Below are 23,588 nucleotides of genomic sequence, written 5' to 3'. Positions count from 1 at the left end.
GTGGCGGCTATTTTCAATAGCAGGTCAGCAAGGAGCAGGTCCATGGGTGAGCATCCCCTCGAAAGTCCGCGGCAGTTGTTCGAACGCCTTCAAGCCCGATTGGAGACGGAACGCGCCCGCGTGCGGCAATGGCAGGCGGTTGAGGCCGATTACCAGCGCAAGTATTCCGAAGGGCTGTCGCCGCTGGAGCAAAAGCTGCAAGAACTGCGCATGAAGCTGGTGCTGTGCTTCGACCACGCGCACAAGAACATGGGGCTGTCCAAGTCGGAACGCGAATTCGTGTCTGAACTGGTGGTGGAGTTTTCCGAAGAACTGCTGGAATTGGCCGCCAAGAGCGAGCTGCCGGCGGCCTGCGACACCGGGCGCCTGAAAGTGCTTTATAAAAAGCACGGCGGGTCGGACTATGACGCGGACGCGGCCGACGAGACCGAAGACGCCAAGGTGGAACTGGCTGACGCATTGGGGCTGGATCCGGACACTGACCCGGGCGCCTTGTCGCCAGCCCGGCTGCTTGCCCTGATCCAGGACCAATATGTAGACGACGAAGCGGAGGAGCTGCTGGCGCTGGCGCGTCTGGCCACCCGCAGCAACACGCCGAACGCCGTGGCATGGCAAGCCCTGCAGGACGCCGAGCAGGTGCGCGTCCGCCAGGCTGTGCAGAATCCCGACCTTCAAGCCGATGTGGACACGGCCGGCGACATCGACGACGCGCGCCTGCCGCAAGTCAACGCCGTCCTGCAAGCCCGGTTGGACGACGTCCTGCACCAGGCCGCCTACGCGGAAGAAGGCTTCAAGCTGCGCTACGACCTGGATCCGTTCGCCTCGTTCGACCCAGAAACGGTGATGGAAGACCTGGACGCCGATATCGTCGACATCCAGGAATACATCCGCGAACTGGAACACGAAGTCATGCAGTTCTCGGACCAGGGCCTGCTCAAGTCCTGGCTCAAGGCGATGAAGCGCGAAATCGCAGCCATCGAGCGCCGCGAAGGCCGCGACTGATGGCCGGCGCCCGGCGTCAGGTGCGCCGGGCCACGGGCACCACGCGCATGAGGGGCGCCGTCGACTTGGCGGCGTCGGCGCGCGGGCGGATCATCATCGGGAAAAAGCGCCACAGGTACAGCGCCAAGGCCAGCACCCAGGCCGTCGTGGCGGCATGCAGCAAGCCGACCGTGGCGGCAGTGGGCAGCAGGGCGGCCAGGCGCAGCAACGCCGCCAGGATCATCAACGCGTAGCTGACCACGATGCTGCGGTCGGTCCGCAGCGGCCGTCCCAGGTGGCCCAGGGCGGTGCGGGTGACCATGCCCAGTATCAGCACCGAAAACCCGGCCACCCCGATCACATGCGCGGGCCAGGCGGGACGCACGACGTAGCCGGCCAGATGCGCGGCGCCCACCAGCAGGCCGATCCCCACGCCCAGATAGCCCGCATACAGAATCCATAGCAGCGGCACGCGGCGCACGGCCCAGGGTTTCCAGGAGACCCATTGCGCCAACGCGATCAGGCCGGTCGCCGCCAGCGCCAGCGCGGCCAAACGCGGGGCGTCGGCCGTGAGGCAGGCGATGGCGACCACGCCCAGACCCAGTTGCCAATGTCCGCTGCGCGTGTGCGCGGGGATATCCAGGCCCGCCACGGCGCGTTTGGCGAAAAAGGGCAGGACGCGGCGCGCGATCAGCAGCGTCAGCACCGCCATGCACAGCAGCCCGGCGTTGAAGTAACGCATCAGGGCAAGATAATCGCCTTGCACCACGGCCCACAGGTACATGGCGTTGGCGGCGGCCAGCCCCAGCAACAGGAAAGGCACCCCCGCATTGCGCTGGTTGCGCGTCACCCACACGGCGCGGCCCAAGGCGGCGGCGCCCCACAGGAAGAAGCCCAGATCCGCCGCGGCGGCCACCAGGAACGCGGGCCGGCCCGGCACCAGATAGCCCGCGCGCGCCACGATCCACAGCAGGCACAGGCCCGCCAGCGCGTTGCCGCGCAAGGGGTTCTTGCCCGTCCAGTTGGCGCCCGCCGTCAGCAGGAAGCCCACGGCGATGGTGGCAACGAAGCCCCACAGCATCTCGTGCGCGTGCCAGAACATGCCGCCCATGACGCCCGTGATGCGGGCCGGCGCATGCACCCACAGCCACACGGACGCCAGCGCCCAGAAGCAGCCCGCCAGATACAGCGGACGGAACCCCATTTCGGTGAAAGCGCCCCATTGGGGGCGGGGCTGCCGGGTGGGCGCAGCGGGTTCGTCGATGGTCAGCAGCGGAGGCATGGCGGTCTGTCGGATTAAAGGTGTATTTGAAATGCATATTAATCCTGCGCCTGCCCGCCCGCCAGCGCGATTGTTTGATCTGGCGCAAACCTGCCCGGGAACCCGACAGTGACTAGGCACATTGGCGGGGCCGGATGGTCAGCCGGCGAATGGCGGCACGGGCATGCGGTCCCTAGGCTAGAGCCCTGAATTCCCTGTATCCGTGAGCCAAGCGAGAGTAACCATGACAGCAGCAACTTCCCCATCCGGCAGGCCGATGCGGGTCCTGATTTCGAGCACGTTTGCCTTCACCATCTGTTTCGCGGTCTGGATGATCTTTGCGGTGCTGGGCATCCCCATCAAGGCGCAACTGGGCCTGTCCGAAACCCAATTCGGCCTGTTGGCCGCCATGCCGGTACTGACCGGCTCGCTGGTACGGGTGCCGCTGGGCATCTGGACCGACCGCTATGGCGGCCGGCCGGTGTTCTTCATCCTGATGCTGCTGGCGGTGGTGCCGATCTGGCTGCTGTCCTATGCCACCGAGTATTGGCAGTTTCTGGTGCTGGCGCTGTTCGTCGGCCTGACGGGCGGCTCGTTCTCGGTCGGCACGCCGTATGTGGCGCGCTGGTTTCCGCGCAACAAGCAGGGCCTGGCGATGGGCGTGTTTGGCGCGGGCAATTCGGGGTCGGCCATCACCAAGTTCGTGGCGCCGGCGCTGATCGCCGCCGCCGGCGGCGCCTGGGTCATCGTGCCGCAGGTGTACGCGGTGGCGCTTCTAGTCACAGCCTTGCTGTTCTGGATGTTCTCGGCCTCCGACCCGGCGCACCGTGTCACGCGCGGCGCGTCCCTGTCGGCGCAGTTCGCCATGTTGAAGGATCCGCGCGTCTGGCGCTACTGCCAGTACTACTCGGTGGTGTTCGGCGGCTATGTGGCGCTGGCGCTGTGGATGACCAAGTACTACATCGGCGAATACGGCTTCGACATGAAGTTGGCCGCCTTGCTGGCAGCGTGCTTCTCGTTGCCGGGCGGGGTGCTGCGCGCTCTGGGCGGCTGGATCTCGGACCGCCACGGCGCCTACAAGACCACCTGGTGGGTGATGTGGGTGTGCTGGGTGGCGTTCTTCCTGCTGAGCTATCCGCAAACCGAATTCACCGTCATGACCGCCAATGGTCCGCGCAGCTTCGGCATCGCGCTGGGACCAGTGTCGTTCACCGTGCTGCTGTTCATCGTCGGCATCGCCATGGCGATCGGCAAGGCCTCGGTCTTCAAGTTCATCTCGGACGAGTTCGGCGAAAACATCGGCGCCGTGTCCGGCATCGTCGGCCTGGCCGGCGGCTTGGGGGGCTTCGTGCTGCCCATCCTGTTCGGCGTGCTGCTCGACCTGACCGGCGTGCGCTCCAGCGCTTTCATGCTGCTGTACGGCACGGTCTGCGTGTCGCTGATCTTCATGCACTTCAGTTTCCGGCCCGAAGGCGCGGCCAGCGCGTCGGCGGCCGTCGCCAAGCAATCCGCCTGATCCCTCCCACCCCTACAAAGAGCCTTCATCATGTCCACTCAAGTCCTGTCGCGTTGGGAGCCCGATAATCCCGGCTTCTGGAAGCAGACCGGCGCGCGCGTCGCCAACCGCAACCTCTGGATCTCCATCCCCGCCCTGATGCTGGCGTTCAGCATCTGGATGCTGTGGAGCGTGGTGGTGGTCAACCTGGATCGCGCGGGCTTCATGCTGTCGAAGAACCAGCTGTTCTGGCTGACCGCGCTGCCGGCGCTGTCGGGCGCCACGTTGCGCATCTTCTATTCCTTTCTGGTCCCGGTCTTCGGCGGCCGCAAGTGGACCGCCATTTCCACGGCCTCGCTGCTGATCCCGGCGCTGGGTATGGGGTTCGCGCTGCGCGACCCGACCACCTCGTTTCCCACCTTGCTGATCCTGGCGCTCTTGTGCGGCCTGGGCGGCGGCAACTTCAGTTCCAGCATGGCCAACATCAGCTTCTTTTTCCCCAAGGAAAAGAAGGGTCTGGCCACGGGCCTGAATGCGGGTATCGGCAACCTGGGCGTGTCGCTCGTGCAGTTCGTGGTGCCCGTCGTGATCTCGGTGGGTGTCTTCGGCGTGGCCGGCGGCGCCCCGCAGGCAATCACCGTCAATGGCGCGCAGCAGAACCTGTGGCTGCAGAATGCGGGCTTCATCTGGGTGATCCCCATCGCCATTGCGGCTATTGCCGCGTGGTTCGGCATGAATGACATCGCCGACGCCCGCGCGTCGTTTGCCGATCAGGCCGTGATCTTCAAGCGCAAGCACAACTGGCTGATGTGCTGGCTGTATGTGGGCACCTTCGGCTCCTTCATCGGTTTCTCGGCGGGCTTCGCCATGCTGACCAAGACCCTGTTCCCGCAGGTCGACCCCATGGCCTATGCCTTCCTGGGGCCGCTCGTGGGGTCGCTCACGCGTCCGGTGGGCGGTTGGGTGTCCGACAAGCTGGGCGGCGCGCGCGTCACGCTGTTCACCTTCGCCGGCATGATCGCCGCGGTGCTGGGCGTGGTGATGTTCCTGCCCGTGGGCGGGCAGGGGGGCGACTTCAACGGCTTCCTGGCCATGTTCATCGTGCTGTTCGCGCTGACCGGCCTGGGCAACGGGTCCACCTTCCGCATGATCCCCGTGATCTTCCTGCGCGAACGCACGCAGGCGGCCAAAGGCAAGGGCGCCGCCGGCCAGAAGCAGGCCATGAGCGAAGCGGCCAAGGAATCGGCGGCCGTGCTGGGGTTTTCCGGCGCCATCGGGGCCTACGGTGGCTTTTTCATTCCCCGCAGCTTCGGCACGTCGCTGGAAATGACGGGCAGCGTGCAGGCCGCGCTGTATTGCTTCATCGGCTTCTACGCCACCTGCATGGTGATCACCTGGTGGTTCTACGCCCGCCGCAATGCCCCGGTGCCTTGCTGACTGGGTGACTAGTCACTCTGCCGTGCGCCGCCTGTGCCACTGGCGAATAGGCGGGGGACAGAGCGGCGCCTAAAGTGGATTCAACGGCAACGATCGCAGTACGCGCCGGCCAGGCCGGCGTTCTTGGAGAAACACAATGAGTCATTTTCTGGACCGGTTGAAGTTCATGTCGCGGGTGAAGTCCACGTTTGCGGACGGCCACGGCGAAACGGTCAACGAAGACCGCAAGTGGGAAAACGCATACCGCTCCCGCTGGCAGCACGACAAGGTCGTGCGTTCGACCCACGGGGTGAACTGCACGGGCTCGTGCTCGTGGAAGGTCTACGTCAAGAATGGCCTGATCACCTGGGAAACGCAGCAGACGGACTATCCCCGCACGCGTCCCGACCTGCCCAACCACGAGCCTCGCGGCTGTCCCCGGGGCGCGTCCTACAGCTGGTACGTGTATTCGGCGCAGCGGGTGAAGTACCCGATGATCCGGGGCCGCCTGATGGAAATGTGGCGCGAAGCGCGCAAGACCATGGACCCGATCGCCGCGTGGGAATGGATCAGCCAGGACCCCGTGCGCGCCAAGCGCTACAAGTCGATCCGCGGCCTGGGCGGCTTCGTGCGCGCCGACTGGGATACGGCCACCGAGATCATCGCCGCCGCCAACGCGCTGACCATCAAGAAGTACGGCCCCGACCGCGTGATCGGCTTTTCGCCGATTCCGGCCATGTCCATGGTCAGCTACGCCGCCGGCGCGCGCTACCTGAGCCTGCTGGGCGGCGTGTGCCTGAGCTTCTATGACTGGTATTGCGACCTGCCGCCGGCCAGCCCGCAGATCTGGGGCGAACAGACCGACGTGCCGGAATCGGCCGACTGGTACAACTCGACCTACCTGATGGTGTGGGGCTCGAACGTGCCCCAGACCCGCACGCCCGACGCCCACTTCTACACCGAGGTCCGCTACAAGGGCACCAAGACGGTGGCCGTCTCCAGCGACTTTGGTGAAATGGTCAAGTTCGGCGACATCTGGCTGGCGCCCAAGCAGGGCACCGACGCCGCGCTGGCGATGGCCATGGGCCACGTGATCCTGAAGGAATTCCACCTGTCGGCGAACCCGTCGCCCTACTTCCAGGACTATGTGCGGCGCTATACCGACATGCCGATGCTGGTGCTGCTGAAACCCCGCGACGGCTTCTATGCCCCCGACCACTTCCTGCGCGCCTCGCACCTGGACGGCGCGCTGGGCGAACAGAACAACCCCGATTGGAAGGCGCTGGTGCTGGACGCCAAGAGCGGCGACCTGGTGGCGCCGAACGGCAGCATCGGCTTTCGCTGGGGCGAGGGCGCGGTCAACGGCGGCGAAAAGGTCGGCCGCTGGAACCTGGAATCCAAGGACGGCGGCAATGGCCGCGATATTGAACCGACGTTGAGCCTGTTGGACGCCGGCAGCGATGTCGTCGGCGTGGGCTTTCCGTACTTCGGCAGCGAACACGACGAATTGCTGGTGCGCAATGTGCCGGCCCGCCGCATCCGCCTGGCCGACGGCACCGACGCGCTGGTCGCCACGGTGTACGACCTGCAGATGGCCAACTATGGCCTGGACCGAGGACTCGGCGGCGGCAACGTCGCGGCCTCGTTCGACGACGACGTGCCCTACACGCCGGCCTGGCAGGAAAAGCACACCGGCGTGCCGCGCGCGCAACTGATCCAGGTGGCGCGCGAATTCGCGCAAAACGCGCACGACACCGAAGGCAAGTCGATGGTGATCGTGGGCGCCGGCCTGAACCATTGGTACCACATGGACATGATCTACCGCGGCATCATCAACATGCTGATGATGTGCGGCTGCGTGGGTAAGAGCGGCGGCGGCTGGGCGCATTACGTGGGCCAGGAAAAGCTGCGCCCGCAGTTCGGCTGGGCCCCGCTGGCGTTCGGTTCCGACTGGGCGCGCCCGCCGCGCCAGATGAACGGCACGTCCTTCTTCTATGCGCACACCAGCCAGTGGCGCCACGAAAAGCTGAACGTGCAGGAAATTCTGGGCCCGACCGCCGACCGCGCCAAGTACGGCGAACTCAGCATGATCGACCTGAACGCCCGCGCCGAGCGCATGGGATGGCTGCCGTCGGCCCCGCAACTGCGCACCAACCCGCTGGACGTGGTGGCCCAGGCCGAGGCCGAAGGCCGCGACCCCATCGCGCATGCGGTTGAACAGCTGAAGTCCGGTGCGCTGCGCATGTCGTGCGAAGACCCGGACGATCCGGCCAACTTCCCGCGCAACATGTTCGTCTGGCGTTCCAACATCCTGGGCTCCAGCGGCAAGGGCCACGAGTACTTCCTGAAGTACCTGCTGGGCGCGCAAAACGCGGTGTTCGGCGACGAAGGCGACGCGATCAAGCCCACGGAAGTGACCTTCCAGGACGATGCGGCCGAAGGCAAGCTGGACTTGCTGACCGTGCTGGACTTCCGCATGAGCACGACCTGCCTGTACGGCGACATCGTGCTGCCGACGGCCACCTGGTACGAAAAGGACGACCTGAACACGTCCGACATGCACCCCTTCATCCACCCCTTGAGCGAAGCGGTGCAACCCCTGTGGGAGAGCAAGACCGACTGGGAGATCTACAAGCTGCTGGCCAAGAAGTTCAGCGAGATCGGCGGCCCCTACCTGGGCAAGCGCCGCGACCTGGTGATGACGCCCCTGATGCACGACACCCCGGGGGAATTGGGCCAGGCCTTCGAGCCCCGCGACTGGAAGCTGGGCGAGTGCGATCTGGTGCCGGGCAAGACCGCGCCGTCGATGACTGTCGTGGAACGCGACTACAACGACATCTACCGCAAGTTCACGTCGGTTGGCCCCTTGCTGGACAAGCTGGGCAACGGCGGCAAGGGCATCAACTGGAATACCGAGCACGAAGTGCGCGAGCTGGCCGGCATCAATGAAAGCGTCTCCGACGCTGGTGTCAGCCAGGGCCGTCCGCGCCTGGATACCGCCATCGACGCGGCCGAAATGATCCTGACCTTCGCACCCGAGACCAATGGCCACGTGTCGGTCAAGGCCTGGGAAGCGCTGGGCAAGATCACCGGACGCGACCACACCCATCTGGCCATCGGCCGCGAGCACGACAAGATCCGCTTCCGCGACGTCCAGGCGCAGCCGCGCAAGATCATTTCGGCGCCGACCTGGTCGGGCCTGGAAAGCGAAGAGGTCAGCTACAACGCCGGCTATACGAACGTGCACGAACTGATCCCATGGCGCACGCTGACCGGCCGCCAGCAGTTCTACCAGGACCACCGCTGGATGCTGGATTTCGGCGAAGGCTCGTGCGTCTACAAGCCGGCCATCGACACCAAGACGGTGGCGCCCATGCTGGGCCGCTACCCGAACGGCGAAAAGGAACTGGTCCTGAACTGGTTGACGCCGCACCAGAAATGGGGCATCCACAGCACGTATTCGGACAATCTGCGCATGCTGACGCTCAGCCGCGGCGGCCCCCACGTGTGGGTGTCGGAAGCCGAGGCCAAGCAGGCCGGGCTGGTGGACAACGACTGGGTCGAAGTCTTCAACGTCAACGGCACCTTGACCGCGCGGGTGGTCGTCAGCCAGCGCGTGCCGGTGGGCATGTGCCTGATGTACCACGCCCAGGAAAAGATCGTGAACGTGCCGGGGGCGGAAACCAGCGGCAAGCGCGGCGGCATCCATAACTCAGTCACGCGCACGGTGCTCAAGCCCACGCACATGATCGGCGGCTACGCCCAGCAGGCCTACGGTTTCAATTACTACGGCACGGTCGGCGCCAACCGCGACGAGTTCGTGGTGTTGCGCAAGATGAAGAAAGTGGACTGGCTGGAAGGCCCGCTCGTTGAAGACCCCGCCACGCAGGCAACGCAACAAGAAGAGAAGCAATCATGAGGATACGCGCCCAAATCGGCATGGTGCTGAACCTGGACAAGTGCATCGGCTGCCACACTTGCTCGGTCACCTGCAAGAACGTCTGGACCAGCCGCGACGGTGTCGAATATGCCTGGTTCAACAACGTGGAAACCAAGCCCGGCATCGGCTATCCCAAGGAATGGGAAAACCAGGACAAGTGGAAGGGCGGCTGGAAGCGCACGGCCGCCGGCAAGCTGGAACCGCGCCAGGGCGGCAAGCTGCGCATCCTGGCCAACCTGTTCGCCAACCCGAACCTGCCGGCCATTGACGACTACTACGAGCCCTTTACCTTCGACTACGAGCATCTGCAGAACGCGCCCTTGCTGCAGACGCCGCCCACCGCGCGGCCCATTTCGGTGCTGACCGGCAAGAAGATGGACAAGATCCAATGGGGCCCGAACTGGGAAGACGACCTGGGCGGGGAATTCAGCTCGCGCAGCCGCGACGCCTTGTTCGAGGGCGTGCAGAAAGAGATGTACTCGACGTTCGAGAACACCTTCATGATGTACTTGCCCCGCCTGTGCGAACACTGCCTGAACCCGGCCTGTGTCGCCAGCTGCCCGTCCGGTTCCATCTACAAGCGTGAAGACGACGGCATCGTGCTGGTGGACCAGGACAAGTGCCGCGGCTGGCGCATGTGCATCTCGGGCTGCCCGTACAAGAAGATCTACTACAACTGGAGCAGCGGCAAGGCGGAAAAGTGCACGTTCTGCTATCCGCGTATCGAAGCCGGCCAGCCCACCGTCTGCTCGGAAACCTGCGTCGGCCGCATCCGCTACCTGGGCGTCATGCTGTATGACGCCGACCAGATCGAACGCGCCGCGGCCACCGCCAACGAGCAGGACCTGTACGAATCGCAGCTGGACCTGTTCCTGGACCCGCATTCGCCGGAAGTGATCGCCGCCGCCCGCGAGCAGGGCATTCCGGAATCGTGGCTGGAGTCTGCGCGCCAGTCGCCCGTCTACAAGATGGCGGTGCAATGGCGCGTGGCCTTCCCGCTGCACCCTGAATACCGCACCTTGCCGATGGTCTGGTACATCCCGCCGCTGTCGCCCATCCAGACGGCAGCCGAAGCCGGCCAGATGCCGCAGCGCACCGTGGGCAAGAGCGCCATGATCCCGGACGTGTCCAGCCTGCGCATCCCGGTGCGCTACCTGGCCAACCTGCTGACGGCGGGCAAGGAAGCCCCCGTGCTGCAGGCCCTGGAGCGCATGCTGGCCATGCGCGCCTATAAGCGGTCTGAGACCGTGCACGGCGAACGCGACACGGCGCTGTTGGAACAGGTCGGCCTGACCGAGGAAACCGTGCAGGACATGTACAAGATCATGGCCATTGCCGACTACGAAGACCGTTTCGTCGTGCCCAGCAGCCATAAGGAAGTGGTGGAAGACAGCTTCAACGAGAAGGGCAGTTGCGGATTCACCTTCGGCAACGGCTGCTCGGGCGGCGTGTCCGAAGGCACCTTGTTCGGTCGCAAGCCCCAAGGCAGCGAGATCTTCATCGAAATGCCGAAATCGCGCAAGAAGGCCGCGCTGGCCCGCTAGGAAAGGAGAAAACCATGAATTTGTACCGCTTGCTTTCCGCCTTGCTCAGCTACCCCGAGCCTGAACTGCTGGATGCCTTGGGCGACGTGGAGTCGATGCTGGCTGACTTCCCCGACGCCGAGGAAGCCCTGCAGCCCCTGGTGGGTTACCTGGCCACCAATGACCTGATCGCCGTGCAGGAGAACTACGTGGCGACGTTCGACCGCAACCGTTCGCACTCGCTGCACCTGTTCGAACACGTGCACGGCGAAAGCCGCGACCGCGGCCAGGCCATGGTCGACCTGCTGGAGACCTACCGCGGCCAGGGGTTCGAGCCGGTCGTGTCCGAACTGCCGGACCACGTGCCGCTGTTCCTGGAATTCCTGGGCGTGATCGATCCGGCCCAGGCGCAGGACCTGCTGGACGAAGCTATTCACGTGCTGGCGGCCATCGGCGCGCGGCTGGCCAAGGGCGGCAGCCCCTACGCTGGCATCTTCGCGGTGCTGCGCGCCGAGTCCCGGGTGATTCCGCGGGAACAGACCGAAGCGCCCGTGCGCGACATGGACGAAGCCATGGAGACCTACGGCGTCAGCCAGGACGGCGTAGAGCCGCTGTTGCGGCCGTTCTCGGGCGATGGCGCGCAAACCGTGCGCTTCTACCCCCGGGCGCCGGCCGCTCATTAATGCTCAGGAAGACGCATCATGAATTCCCTGAATCAGTTTCTTTTCGGCATCTACCCCTACATCGCGCTGACGGTCTTCCTGTTGGGCAGCCTGGCGCGTTTCGAGCGCGAACAATACACGTGGAAGACGGACAGCTCGCAGTTGCTGCACCGCGGCCAACTGCGGCTGGGCAACATCCTGTTCCACATCGGCATCCTGGGCCTGTTCTTCGGGCATCTTGCCGGGCTGCTGACGCCGGTGGTGGTGTGGGACACGCTGGGCGTTTCGCACACGTTGAAGCAGACTGTGGCGATGGTGGCCGGCGGCGTCATGGGCGGAATCTGCCTGATCGGCCTCTTGATCCTGATCCACCGCCGCCTGACCGATCCGCGCATCGCCCGCACGACGCGTCCCGGCGACAAGCTGCTGCTGTTGTGGATCCTTGTCACCTTGCTGCTGGGCCTGTCGACCATCGTGCTGTCCGCGGGTCACATGGACGGTGAAATGATGGTGCGCCTGATGACGTGGGCGCAGCACATCGTCACCTTCCAGGGCGACGCGGCCAGCCATATCGCCGACGTGCCGCTGCTGTTCAAGGCGCACCTGTTCATGGGCCTGACCTTGTTCGTGATCTTCCCGTTCACGCGTCTCGTCCACGTCTGGAGCGGCTTTGCCTCGCTGGGCTATCTGGGCCGCGCCTGGCAGCTGGTCCGCCCGCGCTGAACCCACGCACCAGGAGCCGAACATGCCTGTCATCGTCAATGGCGTCGAACTGAACGACGCGGATCTGGAACGCGAACTGCCGCTGCACGCGGAAGCCGGCAACCCTATGCGCCACGCGGTCACCGCGCTGGTCTTGCGCCGGGTGCTGCTGGACGAAGCGGCCCGTCTGGGCCTGGATGCCGAGGACGAGGAGGGCGCCATCAGCGCCTTGCTCGCCGCGCAGGCGCCCGCGCCGGAGGCCGACGAGGCCGCCTGTCGCCGCTTCTACCAGATGCACCCGCAGCGCTTCATGGTGGGAGAGTTGGTCGAGGCCGACCACATCCTGTTCCAGGTGACACCCACCGTGAACCTGGACATGCTGCGCGCCCATGCCAACGTGGTGCTGCAGGAGCTGCTGGCCGACCCCTCGCGCTTTGCCGAGGTGGCGCGCGAGCAATCCAACTGCCCGTCGGCGACGGTGGGCGGCAACCTGGGCCAGTTGGGCCGTGGCGACACGGTGCCGGAGTTCGAGCGCGCCGTCTTCGCGTTGCCTTCGGGCGGCCTGCTGCCGCAACTGCTGCAGACCCGCCATGGCCTGCACATCGTGCGGGTGACGCGCCGCATCGAAGGCCGGCTGCTGCCTTATGAACACGTGGCGCAGCAGATCGCCATGGCGCTTACGTCCATGAGCCGCGACACCGCCTGGCGGCAATACACCAAGCTGCTGGTCGAACGCGCCGACGTCCAGGGCATCGACCTGGAAGCGGGCGGCGAGCCCGAACGCGTCTATGGCGGGAGCGCCGCATGATGGACGAGCCTGCTGCGGGACCCCTGACAGACGGCTTTGGACGCCGGATCGACTACCTGCGCGTCTCGGTCACGGACCGCTGCGACCTGCGTTGCAGCTACTGCCTGCCCAAGGATTTCAAGGGCTTCGAAACCCCGGCCAACTGGCTGCGCCATGACGAAATGGCCAGGCTGGTGGGCCTGTTCGTGCGCCTGGGCGTCAGCAAGGTCCGGCTGACGGGCGGCGAGCCGCTGTTGCGCCGCGGGGTGGCGGACCTGGCCCGCGACATCGCGGCCATGCCGGGCCTCACCGACCTGTCGGTGTCTACCAATGGCACGCAACTGGTTCGTCATGCCGAAGACCTGCGCGCCGCGGGCGTGACGCGGCTGAACATCAGCCTGGACACGCTGGACGCCGCCGCCTTCAGCCAGATCACCGGGCGCGATTGCCTGGATTCCGTGCTGGCGGGGCTGGCGGCCGCCCGCCAGGCAGGCTTTTCGCCCATCAAGCTGAACAGCGTGGTGCATGCCGCCACGCCCGAGGCCGATGTGCGCCGCCTGCTGGACTACGCCATGGGGCAGGGCTTTGTCCTGCGCCTGATCGAACCCATGCCGATGGGGGAGTGCGGCCGCGGCTTCACCCACACGGATTTGAATGCCATGGGCGCGCGCCTGGCCGGCGAGGCGGGTCTGGTGCCGGCGTTGGCGGGTTCGGGAACGGGCCCGGCGCGGTACTGGACGGCGGGTGAGGGCGCGCCGGTGCTGGGCGTGATTACGCCCATGTCGCGGCACTTCTGCGCGACCTGCAACCGGGTGCGGCTAGGCGTGGACGGCACGTTGTACCTGTGCCTGGGGCAGGAAGCCCAGGTGCCGCTGGGCCGCCTCCTGCGCGGCGGAGCCAGCGACGCCGAACTGGTGCGCGCGATCCTGGCGGGCATTGCCGCCAAGCCGGAACGCCATGATTTCGTCACGCGCCCCGAGCGCATCGTCCGGTTCATGGCGCAGACAGGGGGCTGAGATGGGAGACATCGAACGCTTCATCGACGGCTTCCAGCGCTTTCAACAGCAATATTACGAAGAGGCGCCCGCGCTGTACCGCAACCTGCGTGACGGCCAGCACCCCAGCACCTTGCTGATCGGCTGCTGCGATTCCCGCGTGGACCCGGCCATGATGCTGGGCTGCGACCCCGGCGACATCTTCGCCGTGCGCAATGTGGCCAACCTGGTGCCGCCCACCAGCGCCGACCGCGGCTTGCAAGGCGTGCTGGCCGCCATACAGTTCGCGGTGGAGCAACTGCGGGTCAGCCGCGTCATCGTCCTGGGGCACGCGCACTGCGGAGGCATCCGCGCGCTGATGGAGCGCCGCACGCGTAGCGATGGCGAAACCGACTATCTGGAGCGCTGGATGGATATCGCCGAGCCGGCCCGCCATCGGGTGCTGCGCCAGATGCCTCACGCCACTGACGCCGAACGCCGCCGCGCCTGCGAGCAGGCGTCCATCCTGATCTCGCTGCGCAACCTGGAGGAATTGCCCTTCGTGCGCCGCGCCGTCCAGGCGGGCGACCTGACGCTGCATGGCTGGTATTTCGACCTGGTGGCCGGGGCATTGCTGGCATACTCGCCGCGGGCGGACGCGTTTTTACCTATAGTCTGTCCCTTGTTTACGGAGCATGCATGAGCCCAGTTTTCGGTATCGCCGGCCGGTCCGGCAGCGGCAAGACCACCTTGATCGAAGCGATGCTGCCTTTGCTGGCGGCGCGGGGGCTGCGCGTCAACGTCATCAAGCACAGCCATCACGACTTCCAGATGGAGCCCCCGGGCAAGGACAGCGCGCGCTTCCGGCTGGCGGGCGCCCAGGAGGTGATGGTGGCCTCGCCGTACCGGTATGCCATCGTGCACGAACTGCGGGATGCGCCGGAACCATCGCTGGCGGACCAACTCGCACGCCTGTCACCGGCTGACCTGGTGCTGGTGGAAGGATTCAAGCAGGCGGCAATCCCGCGCATCGAGGTCTATCGCCCCGCGCTGGGCAAGCCGCCGCTGCACGCTGAAGACGGCAGTTTCCTGGCGATCGTGACCGACGCGCCGCTGGACACCGCCTTGCCCTGCCTGCCGCTGAACGACCCGGCGCACGTGGCGGACTTCCTGTGTGGCGCGCTGGGCCTTGGTTGAAGGCGACTACACTATTAACCGTACCGCGCCGCCCGCACCGATCTTCATGACGTCTTCTTCACCCATTTCCGGACTTGACGGCCTGCCTTCCCCCCGGCATCGCCTGTCTACGCGCATCATCGCCAGTTCGCTGGTGGCGCTGGTGGTGGTGCTGTCCATGATCAGCTGGACGCTGTGGCTGTCGTGGCAACTGGAAGGGGCGGGCGCCGCCATCAACGACACGGGCAGCCTGCGCATGCGCGCCAACCGCGTGGCAGTGGAGCTGATGCGCCCGCAAGCCGGCCGAGAAGTCCGCACCCAGGAACAGATCGCGGTGCTGGACGAGACCATTGCGCGGCTGGCAAGAGGCAACCCCGCCCGTCCGCTGTTCATCCCCAGTGACGAAGCGATCCGTGCGCAATGGCACGATGTGGCCAGTTACTGGCAAGACGTGATGCGACCTGCCGCCTTGCGCGCCATTGCGCAGCCCGATGCGGCCGCCTATCTGCAGACCCTGCCGGAATTCGTGTCGCGCGCCGACACGCTGGTACGGATGATCGAACAGGACAACGCCGGCAAGACCACGTCGCTGCGCCTGTCGCAAGGCATTCTGGCGGCCATGGCCAGCGCCGGCACGCTGGCCATGATCTATCTGCTTTACCTATGGATCATCGCGCCGGTGCTGCGGTTGCGTGACGGCTTGCAGCGCATGGCCGAACGCGAATTCAGCACGCGGTTGCCGGTGGAAAGCCAGGACGAATTCGGCCTGTTGGCCCGTGGCTACAACCGCATGGCGGACGAGCTGCAAGACCTGTATACCGGGCTGGAACAGCGCGTCGAGCACAAGACGGCGCAGTTGGCCGCGCAGAACCGGGATATCGGCGCGCTGTACGACATGGCGGCCTTCCTGAACCAGCCCAACGAGATCGAAGCCATGTGCGACGGCTTCCTGCGCCGCGTCATGTTGCAGTTCGACGCCGAAGGCGGCAGCATCCGCGCGCTGGACCCCACCAATGAAAAGCTGAACCTAGTGGTGTCGGTGGGGCTGTCGAACGAGCTCGTGGAATCCGAGCACTGCATGAAGGTGGACGACTGCTACTGCGGCGTCGCCACGCGCCAGGCAGGCGTCATCGTCATCCAGGATTTCCGTCATTCGCCGCCCGAACTGGATCTGAACTGCCAACGCGAGGGCTTTGCCAGCGTGGCGGTGTTCCGCATCGTGACCCGCGACGAAGTGCTGGGATCGTATTCGCTGCATTTCCGCCAGCAACGCCGTCTGGCGCCGTCGGACTCCCAGTTGCTGGAAACCCTGGGGCAGCACCTGGGCGTGGCGCTGGATAACCGGCGGCTTAGCGCGCAGGCCCGCCAACTGGCGGTGGTGCAGGAGCGCGGGCTGGTCGCCCAGGGCCTGCACGACAGCCTGGCGCAAGGCCTGAACTTCCTGAACTTGCAACTGCAGATGCTGGACGCGGCAGTCAAGCGCGGCGACCAGGAAGAGATCACCGAGATCCTGCCGCTGTTGCGCACGGGCGTGGACGAAAGCTACCAGGACGTGCGCGAATTGCTGACCAATTTCCGCAGCAAGCTGGGGCAGGGCGATCTGCAAGCCGCCATTGAATCCACCGTGGAGCGCTTCCGCCGACAGACCGGCATCCAGACCGAGCTGCGCTTCGGCGGGGACGAGGGCGGTCCGTTGCCGCCCGAGCAGCAACTGCAAGTACTGTTCATCCTGCAAGAGGCACTGTCCAATGTGCGCAAGCATTCCGAGGCCAGCCAGGTGCAGGTGTCAGTCAACAACGAACGCGACTTCTCGCTGTTGATCCAGGATGACGGGCAGGGCTACGACCCCGCCGAAGTGGCTGCGCGCGGCGAGTCCCACGTGGGCCTGCACATCATGCAGGAGCGCGCCGCGCGGATGCGCGCCGTGATAAAACTGGAATCCCAGCCCGGCGCCGGCACGCGCGTGGCGCTGACCTTGCCTGGCAGCGAACGCCAGGCCGCCTGACACGTTCTGAACATGCCTATCCGTATCCTGCTTGTCGATGACCACACGCTTTTCCGCTCGGGCGTGCGCCTGCTGCTGCAACGCCAGCCCGATTTCGAAGTGGTGGCCGAAGCCGGCGACGGCGTGGAAGGCATCAAGCGCGCCAAGGAACTCAAGCCCGACGTCATCCTGCTGGACCTGAACCTTCCCGGCCTGTCCGGCCTGGAAACGCTGCAACTACTGACGCAGGACCTGCCGTCCTGTGCGGTCATCATCCTGACGGTCTCGGAAGAGGCCGACGAACTGGGCCAGGCGCTGCGCGACGGCGCCCGCGGCTATCTGGTGAAGAACATCGATGCCGAGGTCCTGACCTCTGCCATCCGCCGCGCCGCGGCGGGTGAGTCGGTCATCGCCGAAAGCATGACGGCCAAGCTGGTGGATCAGTTCCGCGGGGCGGCCTCGCAGGCGGCCCAGGCTTCTGGCAGCGCCGAACGCCACCGGCTGACGGCGCGCGAAACGCAAATCGTCCAATGCCTGGCGCGCGGCGCCAGCAACAAGGTCATTGCGCGCGAGCTCGATGTGAGCGAAAGCACCGTCAAGATCCACGTTCAGAACGTGCTGAAAAAGCTGAACCTGACCAGTCGGGTGCAGGTCGCCGTGTACGCCGTGGAACACGGGCTGCATTCCGAGGAATAGCGCCGCGCTATCACGCTTTCGGCCGCACCCCGGTTTGATCTGCGACAAGGCCGGGATGCCCGCCGGACCATAGACTGGCCGGCATGCAAACTCGAACCTCTCCCATCGAGCTCGTGGCCCCGGCCGGCAGCCTCGCCGCCTTGAAAGCCGCCATCGAGGCGGGCGCCGACACCGTCTATCTCGGGCTCAAGAATGCGACCAACGCCCGCAATTTCGCCGGGCTCAACTTCACCGAAAACGACATCCGCGCAGGCGTCGAACTGGCGCATCGCAAGGGGCGTCAGGTGCTGTTCGCCATCAACACGTTCGTGCAGGCGGGCCGCGCGCAGGAATGGCGCGACGCGGTAGACGCCGCGCACGGGCTGGGCGCGGATGCGGTCATCATGGCCGACCCCGGGCTGCTGGCCTACGCCAGCGACCGCTATCCCGATTTGCGCCTGCATCTGTCCGTGCAGGGTTCCGCCACGCATGCCGACGCCATTGAATTGATGAAAGAACAATTCGGCATCCGCCGCGTGGTGCTGCCACGCGTTCTGACCCTGGCCGAAGTCGCGCGCATCTGTGCCAACGTCAGTGTGGAAGTCGAAGTCTTCGGCTTTGGCAGCCTGTGCGTCATGGCCGAAGGCCGGTGCCTGCTGTCGTCGTACGCCACCGGCGATTCGCCCAACAACAAGGGCGTCTGTTCGCCCGCGCACGCAGTGCGCTGGGTGGAAGAAAACGGCCGCATGGACGCGCGCCTGTCCGGCATTTTGATCGACCGCTACGAACCCGGCGAACCCGCCGCCTATCCCACCTTGTGCAAAGGCCGCTTCGAAATCGACGGGCAGGCCGACCATGCGCTGGAAGAACCCACCAGCCTGAACGCCATCGGCCTGTTGCCGCGCCTGGCCGAAATGGGCGTGTCCGCCATCAAGATCGAAGGCCGCCAGCGCAGCCCGGCCTATGTCACGCAAGTGGTGTCGACCTTGCGTGCGGCGCTGGACAGCGTGCATGCCGACGCTGCACGCTTCTCGCCGCGACCCGAATGGAACGCCTTGCTGGCGCGCCACGCGGAAGGATCCCAAGTCACCCAAGGCGCATTTGAACGTCCATGGAAATGAAATCGAACGCATTCCAGATATCCGTCGGCCCGTTGCTGTATTACTGGCCACGCCAGCGTACGCTGGACTTCTACGCCGACCTGGCCGACAGCGCGGCCGACATCCTCTATATCGGCGAAACCGTCTGTAGCCGACGCCACGAATTGCGGGCGGACGATTGGTTGGGCCTGGCGCGCGACCTTCGCGCCGCAGGCAAGACCGTGGTGCTGTCCGGCCGCACCCTGATCGAAACCGGGGCAGAGGCCCACGCGCTGAAGAAGCTTTGCGACCAGGATGACTTCATGGTCGAAGCGGGCGAACTGGGCGCCGTGCGGCACCTGGCAGGCCGTGCTTTCGTGGCGGGCCCGCACGTGAACGCCTATCACGGCGGCACGCTGCAATGGCTGGCAAGCCGGGGCGCGGTGCGCTTCGTGGCGCCGCTGGAAATGGACGGCGGCACGCTCGCACGGCTATTGGAAGAGCGGCCGGCAGACATGGCGGCCGAAGTGATGGTGTGGGGCCGCATGGCACTGGCCTTTTCCGCACGCTGCTTCACCGCGCGGCATTTTCGGCTGAAGAAGGACGATTGCGGGTTCCGCTGCATCGAACACCCAGATGGCTTGGACATGCGCACGCGCGAGTCGCGTGAATTCCTGGGCATCAACGGCATCCAGGTGCAGTCCGCCGCCTGCCTGGATTTGCTGGCGCAGGCGCCTGAACTGGCCCGCATGGGCGTCGACGTGCTGCGTGTCAGCCCGCAGTCGGCGGGCACGCTGGACGCCGTGGCCGCGCTGGACGCGACGCGTCGCGGCGGCACGCCCGCCACCGTCGCGCCACCTGCGGGTATCGGACGGTGCAACGGCTATTACCACGGCCGTTCCGGCATCGAATTGCTGGAGGCCACGGCATGAGCGCGATCTGGAACCTGAACCCGCCGGCCCTATTCGCGCAGTTGGGCCGGCGTGTGCCCACGCCGGTGGTATCCCTGCACTTCGTGGCGGGATTGGAATTGGCAAGACGGCTCAAATGGCTCTCGCCGCCGCCGGAACTCGACGGCCGCAGTTTCGCCATCACCATCGAAGACCTGGGCCTGCGCAGTGCCTTTACGGTGCGCGACAGCGCGTTCCGGCCTGCGTGGAGCCGTGCACCATGTGAATTGGAACTGGGCGCGAAGCTGGCTGACCTGTTCCGTCTGATTCGGGCTGAGACCGACGCCGACACCTTGTTCTTCCAGCGCCGGCTGCGAATATCGGGCGATACCGAGCTGGGGCTGATCGTGAAGAACTGGCTGGACGCGGCACCGCGGCCGGCGTGGTTGCAGCGGATGAGCGGGGCCGCGGGCTAGCAGCAAGACGGCGGCGCGAAAATACGTGATAAGGGTTTTTACTCATTAGCCGAAGTAATTCGGCGGATAAGAAATAAGAATTTTTCTTATGGTTGGGCCAGGACTATAACAGCGGGCTGATAGACCTCAACCTACCTTAAGAGAGATAAACATGAGGGGAAAACCTGCGACGGGGCACCAGCCGGTGCGCGCGTCCACCGCCGCTTTCGTCGGCACCATGATCGAGTGGTACGACTTCTACATCTATGCCACCGCCGCCGCGCTGGTGTTCGGCAAACTCTTTTTCCCGTCGGCCACGGGCTTCTACGGAACCCTGGCCGCCTTGGGAACATTCGCGGTGGGCTTCTTCGCCCGGCCGTTGGGCGGCGCGATCTTCGGCCACATCGGCGACAAGATCGGCCGCAAGAAATCCCTGGTGATCACGCTGGTCATGATGGGCACGGTCACGGTGCTGATCGGCCTGTTGCCCACCTATGCGTCCATTGGCTTCTGGGCGCCCGTGCTGCTGATCCTGCTGCGGATCGTGCAGGGGATTGCCGTTGGGGGCGAATGGGGCGGGGCGGTCCTGATGGCCGGTGAGCATTCGCCGGACAAGAGCAAGCGCACCTTCTTCGCGTCCTTCGCGCAATTGGGCAGCCCCGCCGGGCTGATCCTGTCGATGCTGATGTTCAAGCTGGTGACGGGCCTGGACGACGCGGCGTTCCTCAGCTGGGGATGGCGCGTGCCGTTCCTGTTTTCGGCGGTGCTGCTGGTCGTGGGTTTCGTGATCCGGTTAAGTGTCAACGAATCGCCGGACTTCCTGGCTGAAAAGCAGGCGCAGGCCGACCGCGCCAAGTCCGCGCCATCCAACAAACCGGCCAAGCCCGCCCAGGCGCCGCTTGCGCAGGTGTTGCGCGGTGCACCCCGTCTGCTGGCGCTGGCCGTCGGCGCCAACGTGCTGGGCATTGCCGGCTTCTACTTCACCAACACGTTCATGATCGCCTACACGACGCAGTACGTCGGGCTGAACCGGGCGGTGATCCTGGATTGCCTGCTGGTTGTGTCGATCATGCAGTTTTTCATCACGCCGCTGGCCGCCTACATCGCCAGTCGCGTTGGCAACCTGCGCTTCCTGGGCGCGATGGCATTCGTGTCGATGTTCACGCCTTACGCCATGTTCAACCTGGTCGACCAGGGCTCGCTTACCAGTATTACGCTGGGCGTCGGGGTGGCGGTACTCTTCATGGGCGCGTATTACGCGGTGATCGCGGGCTACGTCAGCGACAGCTTTCCGACGAGCATCCGCTACACCGGCATCTCGATGGCTTATCAGCTGTCGGGCGCGATCTTCGGTGGTTTGACGCCCTTGCTGGGCACCGTGCTGGCCGAGAACTTCAAAGGCCAGTGGTGGCCGCTGGCGTTGCTGTTTTCGGCGATTTCTTTGCTTTCCCTGGTTTCCGTCCTGCTGCTGGGCAATGTGGGCCAGCGCACCGAGCAATTCCAACTGAAGGATCAGCAAGCATGAAGGCATTTTTTCACGACGACCAGAAGCTGCACCATCCACAGACGTATTTTTCGCGCGGCAAGATGCGCACGCCCCAGGAAGTGCCGGCGCGTCTGGACGGCCTGGTGCAGGCGGCGCGCAAGCTGGGGTTTGACGTGCAGGCGCCGGCCGACCATGGGGCAGGCGCGTTGTCGGCCGTGCATTCCCTGGACTATCTGCAGTTCCTGCAAAGCGCCCATGAGGACTGGATGAAGCTGCCGGGCGACTGGGGCGGCGAAGTCGTCTCCAACGTGTTCGTGCGCGAACCCAACGCGCTGCGCGGCGTGCTGGCCAAGGCCGGCCGCTACCTGGCCGATGGCAGTTGCCCGGTAGGTCCGCAAACCTGGCAGTCGGCCTATTGGTCGGCGCAGTGCGCCGTCGCCGGGGCCGAGGCCGTGCTGGCGGGCGACCGCCACGCCTACGCGATCTGCCGGCCGCCCGGCCACCATGCGCGTCGTGACGCGGCTGGCGGGTTCTGCTATTTGAACAATGCCGCCATCGCCGCCCAGCGCTTGCGCTCGAAGTATCAGCGCGTGGCCATCCTGGATACCGACATGCACCACGGCCAGGGCATCCAGGAGATCTTCTACGAACGCAGCGATGTGCTGTACGTGTCGATCCACGGCGATCCCGAGAACTTCTATCCCGTGGTCGCGGGCTTCGAGGACGAACGCGGGGCGGGCGAGGGGTATGGCTACAACGTCAACCTGCCGATGCCGCACGGGTCGCCAGAATCGGTGTTCTTCGAACGCCTGGCGCAGGCGCGCCGCGCGATCGAACTGTTCCAGCCTGACGCGCTGGTGCTGTCGCTGGGTTTCGATATCTTCGAGAAAGACCCCCAAGCCATGGTCAGCGTCACGGAAGACGGCTTCGAGCGCCTGGGCCGCGAGGTGGGCAGCCTGCGGCTTCCGACCCTGATCGTGCAGGAAGGCGGCTACTATATCGAAGGGTTGGAATCCAACGCGTCGCGGTTTTTTGCGGGGCTGGCCGGCGTCTGAGCACTGGGACGCGGCGTCGCTTGCGTGGGTTCGATCCTGTCTTTTCCCGGACCCCGTACGCGACGCCATGCCCCAGCCGCCCGCCCGAAATCCCACCTCATTGCCGCTTGCGCCCGAGCGCATGGACTGGAACCTGCTGCGCACCTTCATGTTCGTGGTGCAGGAACGCGGGGTCGGCCGCGCCGCGCAGGCGCTGCATCTGAGCCAACCCGCGGTCAGCCAGGCGCTCAAACGGCTGGAAGACGCGGTGGGCGGCATGTTGCTGCATCGCCGCAATGGCGAATTCCGGCTGACCGGCCTGGGCGACGAGGTCTACGCGATCGCCCGGGACATGTACGGCACCATGGCGCGCATCGAAAATGCCGCTATCCAGGACAAGGCCGAAATCGCGGGCACGTTGCGCTTGCTGGTGATGAGCAAGGTGCAAAGCCCGGCCTACGACGACTTCCTGGCGCAGTTTCATCGGCGCTACCCGAAGATCGAATTCCATATGGACGTGCTGCCCAGCGCGGCCATCCTGGACGCGCTGACCAAACGCGTGCCCGCACTGGGCATCTGCCTGTGCCGCAAACCCGTCGAGGGGCTGGAACGGCGCCTGTTCCTGCGCCACCACTACGCCGTCGTCTGCGGTCGCCATCATCCGCTGTTCTCCAAGCAGCGGGTCAGCATCGAAGACCTGATGGATCAGAACTTCGTGTGCTTCGCCAGCGACCAGATCGGCGACACGTTGTCGCCGCTGACCATCTTCCGGGACCAGCAGGGTTTCACCGGCCGGATCGTCGGCACCTCGTCCAACATCGAAGAGGTTCGGCGCATGGTGGTGGCCGGCATCGGGCTGAGCTTCCTGCCGGAACACCTGATCCGCCAGGATGTGGTCAACGGTGAACTGCGGCGGCTGCCGCCCGCCGAATCCGTGGCCGAGATGGACGTGTTCCTGACCTGGCACAAGCAGCGCAAGCTGACCGCGGCGGAGGCGGCGTATCTCAGCGCCTTCGACCGATTTCTGAACCGCACGCCGCTCGGTTCGCGGGCGGGCTGATTCCATTC

Annotated in this window: 20 protein-coding genes; 19 read left to right on the top strand and 1 reads right to left on the bottom strand. The window is 65.5% G+C overall.

The features are described 5' to 3' along the window. Positions 1–42: 42 nt before the first annotated feature. The gene (locus tag AC3WMU_RS08175; protein WP_280027485.1) at positions 43–1,002 is read left to right on the top strand and encodes a molecular chaperone DnaJ; all 960 of its coding nucleotides are present in this window, start codon (positions 43–45) and stop codon (positions 1,000–1,002) included. A gap of 16 nt (positions 1,003–1,018) precedes the next feature. Here AC3WMU_RS08175 and AC3WMU_RS08170 read toward each other — a convergent pair whose 3' ends face one another. After that, a complete protein-coding gene (locus AC3WMU_RS08170) occupies positions 1,019–2,263 on the bottom strand; it encodes an NnrS family protein (RefSeq protein WP_492282159.1) in 1,245 nt (414 codons plus the stop codon). Positions 2,264–2,486: 223 nt separating this feature from the next. On the opposite strand from AC3WMU_RS08170, the gene AC3WMU_RS08165 reads away from it, so the two are divergent. The 18 genes from AC3WMU_RS08165 (at position 2,487) to AC3WMU_RS08080 (ending at position 23,580) form a co-directional block, all read left to right on the top strand. Next, positions 2,487–3,758 carry an MFS transporter gene (locus tag AC3WMU_RS08165; protein ID WP_424625942.1) on the top strand — a complete coding sequence of 424 codons (1,272 nt, stop codon included), beginning with the start codon at positions 2,487–2,489 and terminating at the stop codon, positions 3,756–3,758. A gap of 30 nt (positions 3,759–3,788) precedes the next feature. Beyond that, positions 3,789–5,174: a NarK family nitrate/nitrite MFS transporter gene (locus AC3WMU_RS08160; RefSeq protein ID WP_424625941.1), complete on the top strand. Its 1,386-nt coding sequence runs from the start codon at positions 3,789–3,791 to the stop codon at positions 5,172–5,174. A gap of 136 nt (positions 5,175–5,310) precedes the next feature. Continuing rightward, complete coding sequence (locus tag AC3WMU_RS08155) at positions 5,311–9,072, top strand: nitrate reductase subunit alpha (RefSeq protein ID WP_492282158.1); 3,762 nt, start codon at positions 5,311–5,313, stop codon at positions 9,070–9,072. Beyond that, positions 9,069–10,637, top strand: a complete 1,569-nt coding sequence (gene narH, locus AC3WMU_RS08150) for a nitrate reductase subunit beta (protein ID WP_006223245.1) — start codon at positions 9,069–9,071, stop codon at positions 10,635–10,637. The genes AC3WMU_RS08155 and narH overlap by 4 nt, the downstream gene beginning before the upstream one ends. Before the next feature lie 14 nt (positions 10,638–10,651). After that, the gene (narJ, locus tag AC3WMU_RS08145; RefSeq protein WP_006223244.1) at positions 10,652–11,299 is read left to right on the top strand and encodes a nitrate reductase molybdenum cofactor assembly chaperone; all 648 of its coding nucleotides are present in this window, start codon (positions 10,652–10,654) and stop codon (positions 11,297–11,299) included. Between the two features lie 18 nt (positions 11,300–11,317). After that, a complete protein-coding gene (narI, locus tag AC3WMU_RS08140) occupies positions 11,318–12,001 on the top strand; it encodes a respiratory nitrate reductase subunit gamma (protein WP_006223243.1) in 684 nt (227 codons plus the stop codon). Positions 12,002–12,023: 22 nt separating this feature from the next. Continuing rightward, the gene (locus AC3WMU_RS08135) at positions 12,024–12,788 is read left to right on the top strand and encodes a peptidylprolyl isomerase (RefSeq protein WP_006223242.1); all 765 of its coding nucleotides are present in this window, start codon (positions 12,024–12,026) and stop codon (positions 12,786–12,788) included. Beyond that, complete coding sequence (gene moaA, locus AC3WMU_RS08130; protein WP_492282157.1) at positions 12,785–13,783, top strand: GTP 3',8-cyclase MoaA; 999 nt, start codon at positions 12,785–12,787, stop codon at positions 13,781–13,783. Before AC3WMU_RS08135 ends, moaA begins: the two co-directional genes overlap by 4 nt. Position 13,784: 1 nt before the next feature. Beyond that, on the top strand, positions 13,785–14,444 hold the full coding sequence (locus AC3WMU_RS08125; RefSeq protein ID WP_006223240.1) for a carbonic anhydrase: 660 nt from the start codon (positions 13,785–13,787) through the stop codon (positions 14,442–14,444). Next, the gene (mobB, locus tag AC3WMU_RS08120; RefSeq protein ID WP_006223239.1) at positions 14,441–14,938 is read left to right on the top strand and encodes a molybdopterin-guanine dinucleotide biosynthesis protein B; all 498 of its coding nucleotides are present in this window, start codon (positions 14,441–14,443) and stop codon (positions 14,936–14,938) included. Before AC3WMU_RS08125 ends, mobB begins: the two co-directional genes overlap by 4 nt. Positions 14,939–14,984: 46 nt before the next feature. Continuing rightward, positions 14,985–16,922: a type IV pili methyl-accepting chemotaxis transducer N-terminal domain-containing protein gene (locus AC3WMU_RS08115; protein WP_035212666.1), complete on the top strand. Its 1,938-nt coding sequence runs from the start codon at positions 14,985–14,987 to the stop codon at positions 16,920–16,922. Positions 16,923–16,934: 12 nt separating this feature from the next. Next, a complete protein-coding gene (locus AC3WMU_RS08110) occupies positions 16,935–17,597 on the top strand; it encodes a response regulator (protein ID WP_280027499.1) in 663 nt (220 codons plus the stop codon). 83 nt (positions 17,598–17,680) lie between these two features. Continuing rightward, a complete protein-coding gene (ubiU, locus tag AC3WMU_RS08105; protein ID WP_006223236.1) occupies positions 17,681–18,697 on the top strand; it encodes a ubiquinone anaerobic biosynthesis protein UbiU in 1,017 nt (338 codons plus the stop codon). Then, a complete protein-coding gene (locus AC3WMU_RS08100; RefSeq protein WP_492282363.1) occupies positions 18,694–19,587 on the top strand; it encodes a U32 family peptidase in 894 nt (297 codons plus the stop codon). The genes ubiU and AC3WMU_RS08100 overlap by 4 nt, the downstream gene beginning before the upstream one ends. Beyond that, positions 19,584–20,021, top strand: coding sequence for a ubiquinone anaerobic biosynthesis accessory factor UbiT (ubiT, locus tag AC3WMU_RS08095; RefSeq protein ID WP_492282156.1), 438 nt, complete (start codon positions 19,584–19,586; stop codon positions 20,019–20,021). The genes AC3WMU_RS08100 and ubiT overlap by 4 nt, the downstream gene beginning before the upstream one ends. 151 nt (positions 20,022–20,172) lie before the next feature. Further along, entirely contained in the window at positions 20,173–21,525 is a 1,353-nt protein-coding gene (locus AC3WMU_RS08090; RefSeq protein ID WP_492282155.1) for an MFS transporter, read from the top strand. Then, the gene (locus tag AC3WMU_RS08085; protein WP_315130684.1) at positions 21,522–22,541 is read left to right on the top strand and encodes a histone deacetylase family protein; all 1,020 of its coding nucleotides are present in this window, start codon (positions 21,522–21,524) and stop codon (positions 22,539–22,541) included. The genes AC3WMU_RS08090 and AC3WMU_RS08085 overlap by 4 nt, the downstream gene beginning before the upstream one ends. Positions 22,542–22,608: 67 nt before the next feature. Beyond that, entirely contained in the window at positions 22,609–23,580 is a 972-nt protein-coding gene (locus AC3WMU_RS08080) for a LysR family transcriptional regulator (protein WP_088588201.1), read from the top strand. Positions 23,581–23,588: the final 8 nt, after the last annotated feature.

This window comes from Achromobacter sp. FW305-C-13, from assembly GCF_058783475.1.
Note: the sequence above shows the minus strand (reverse complement) of the source record. Positions and strands in the feature narration are given on the sequence as shown.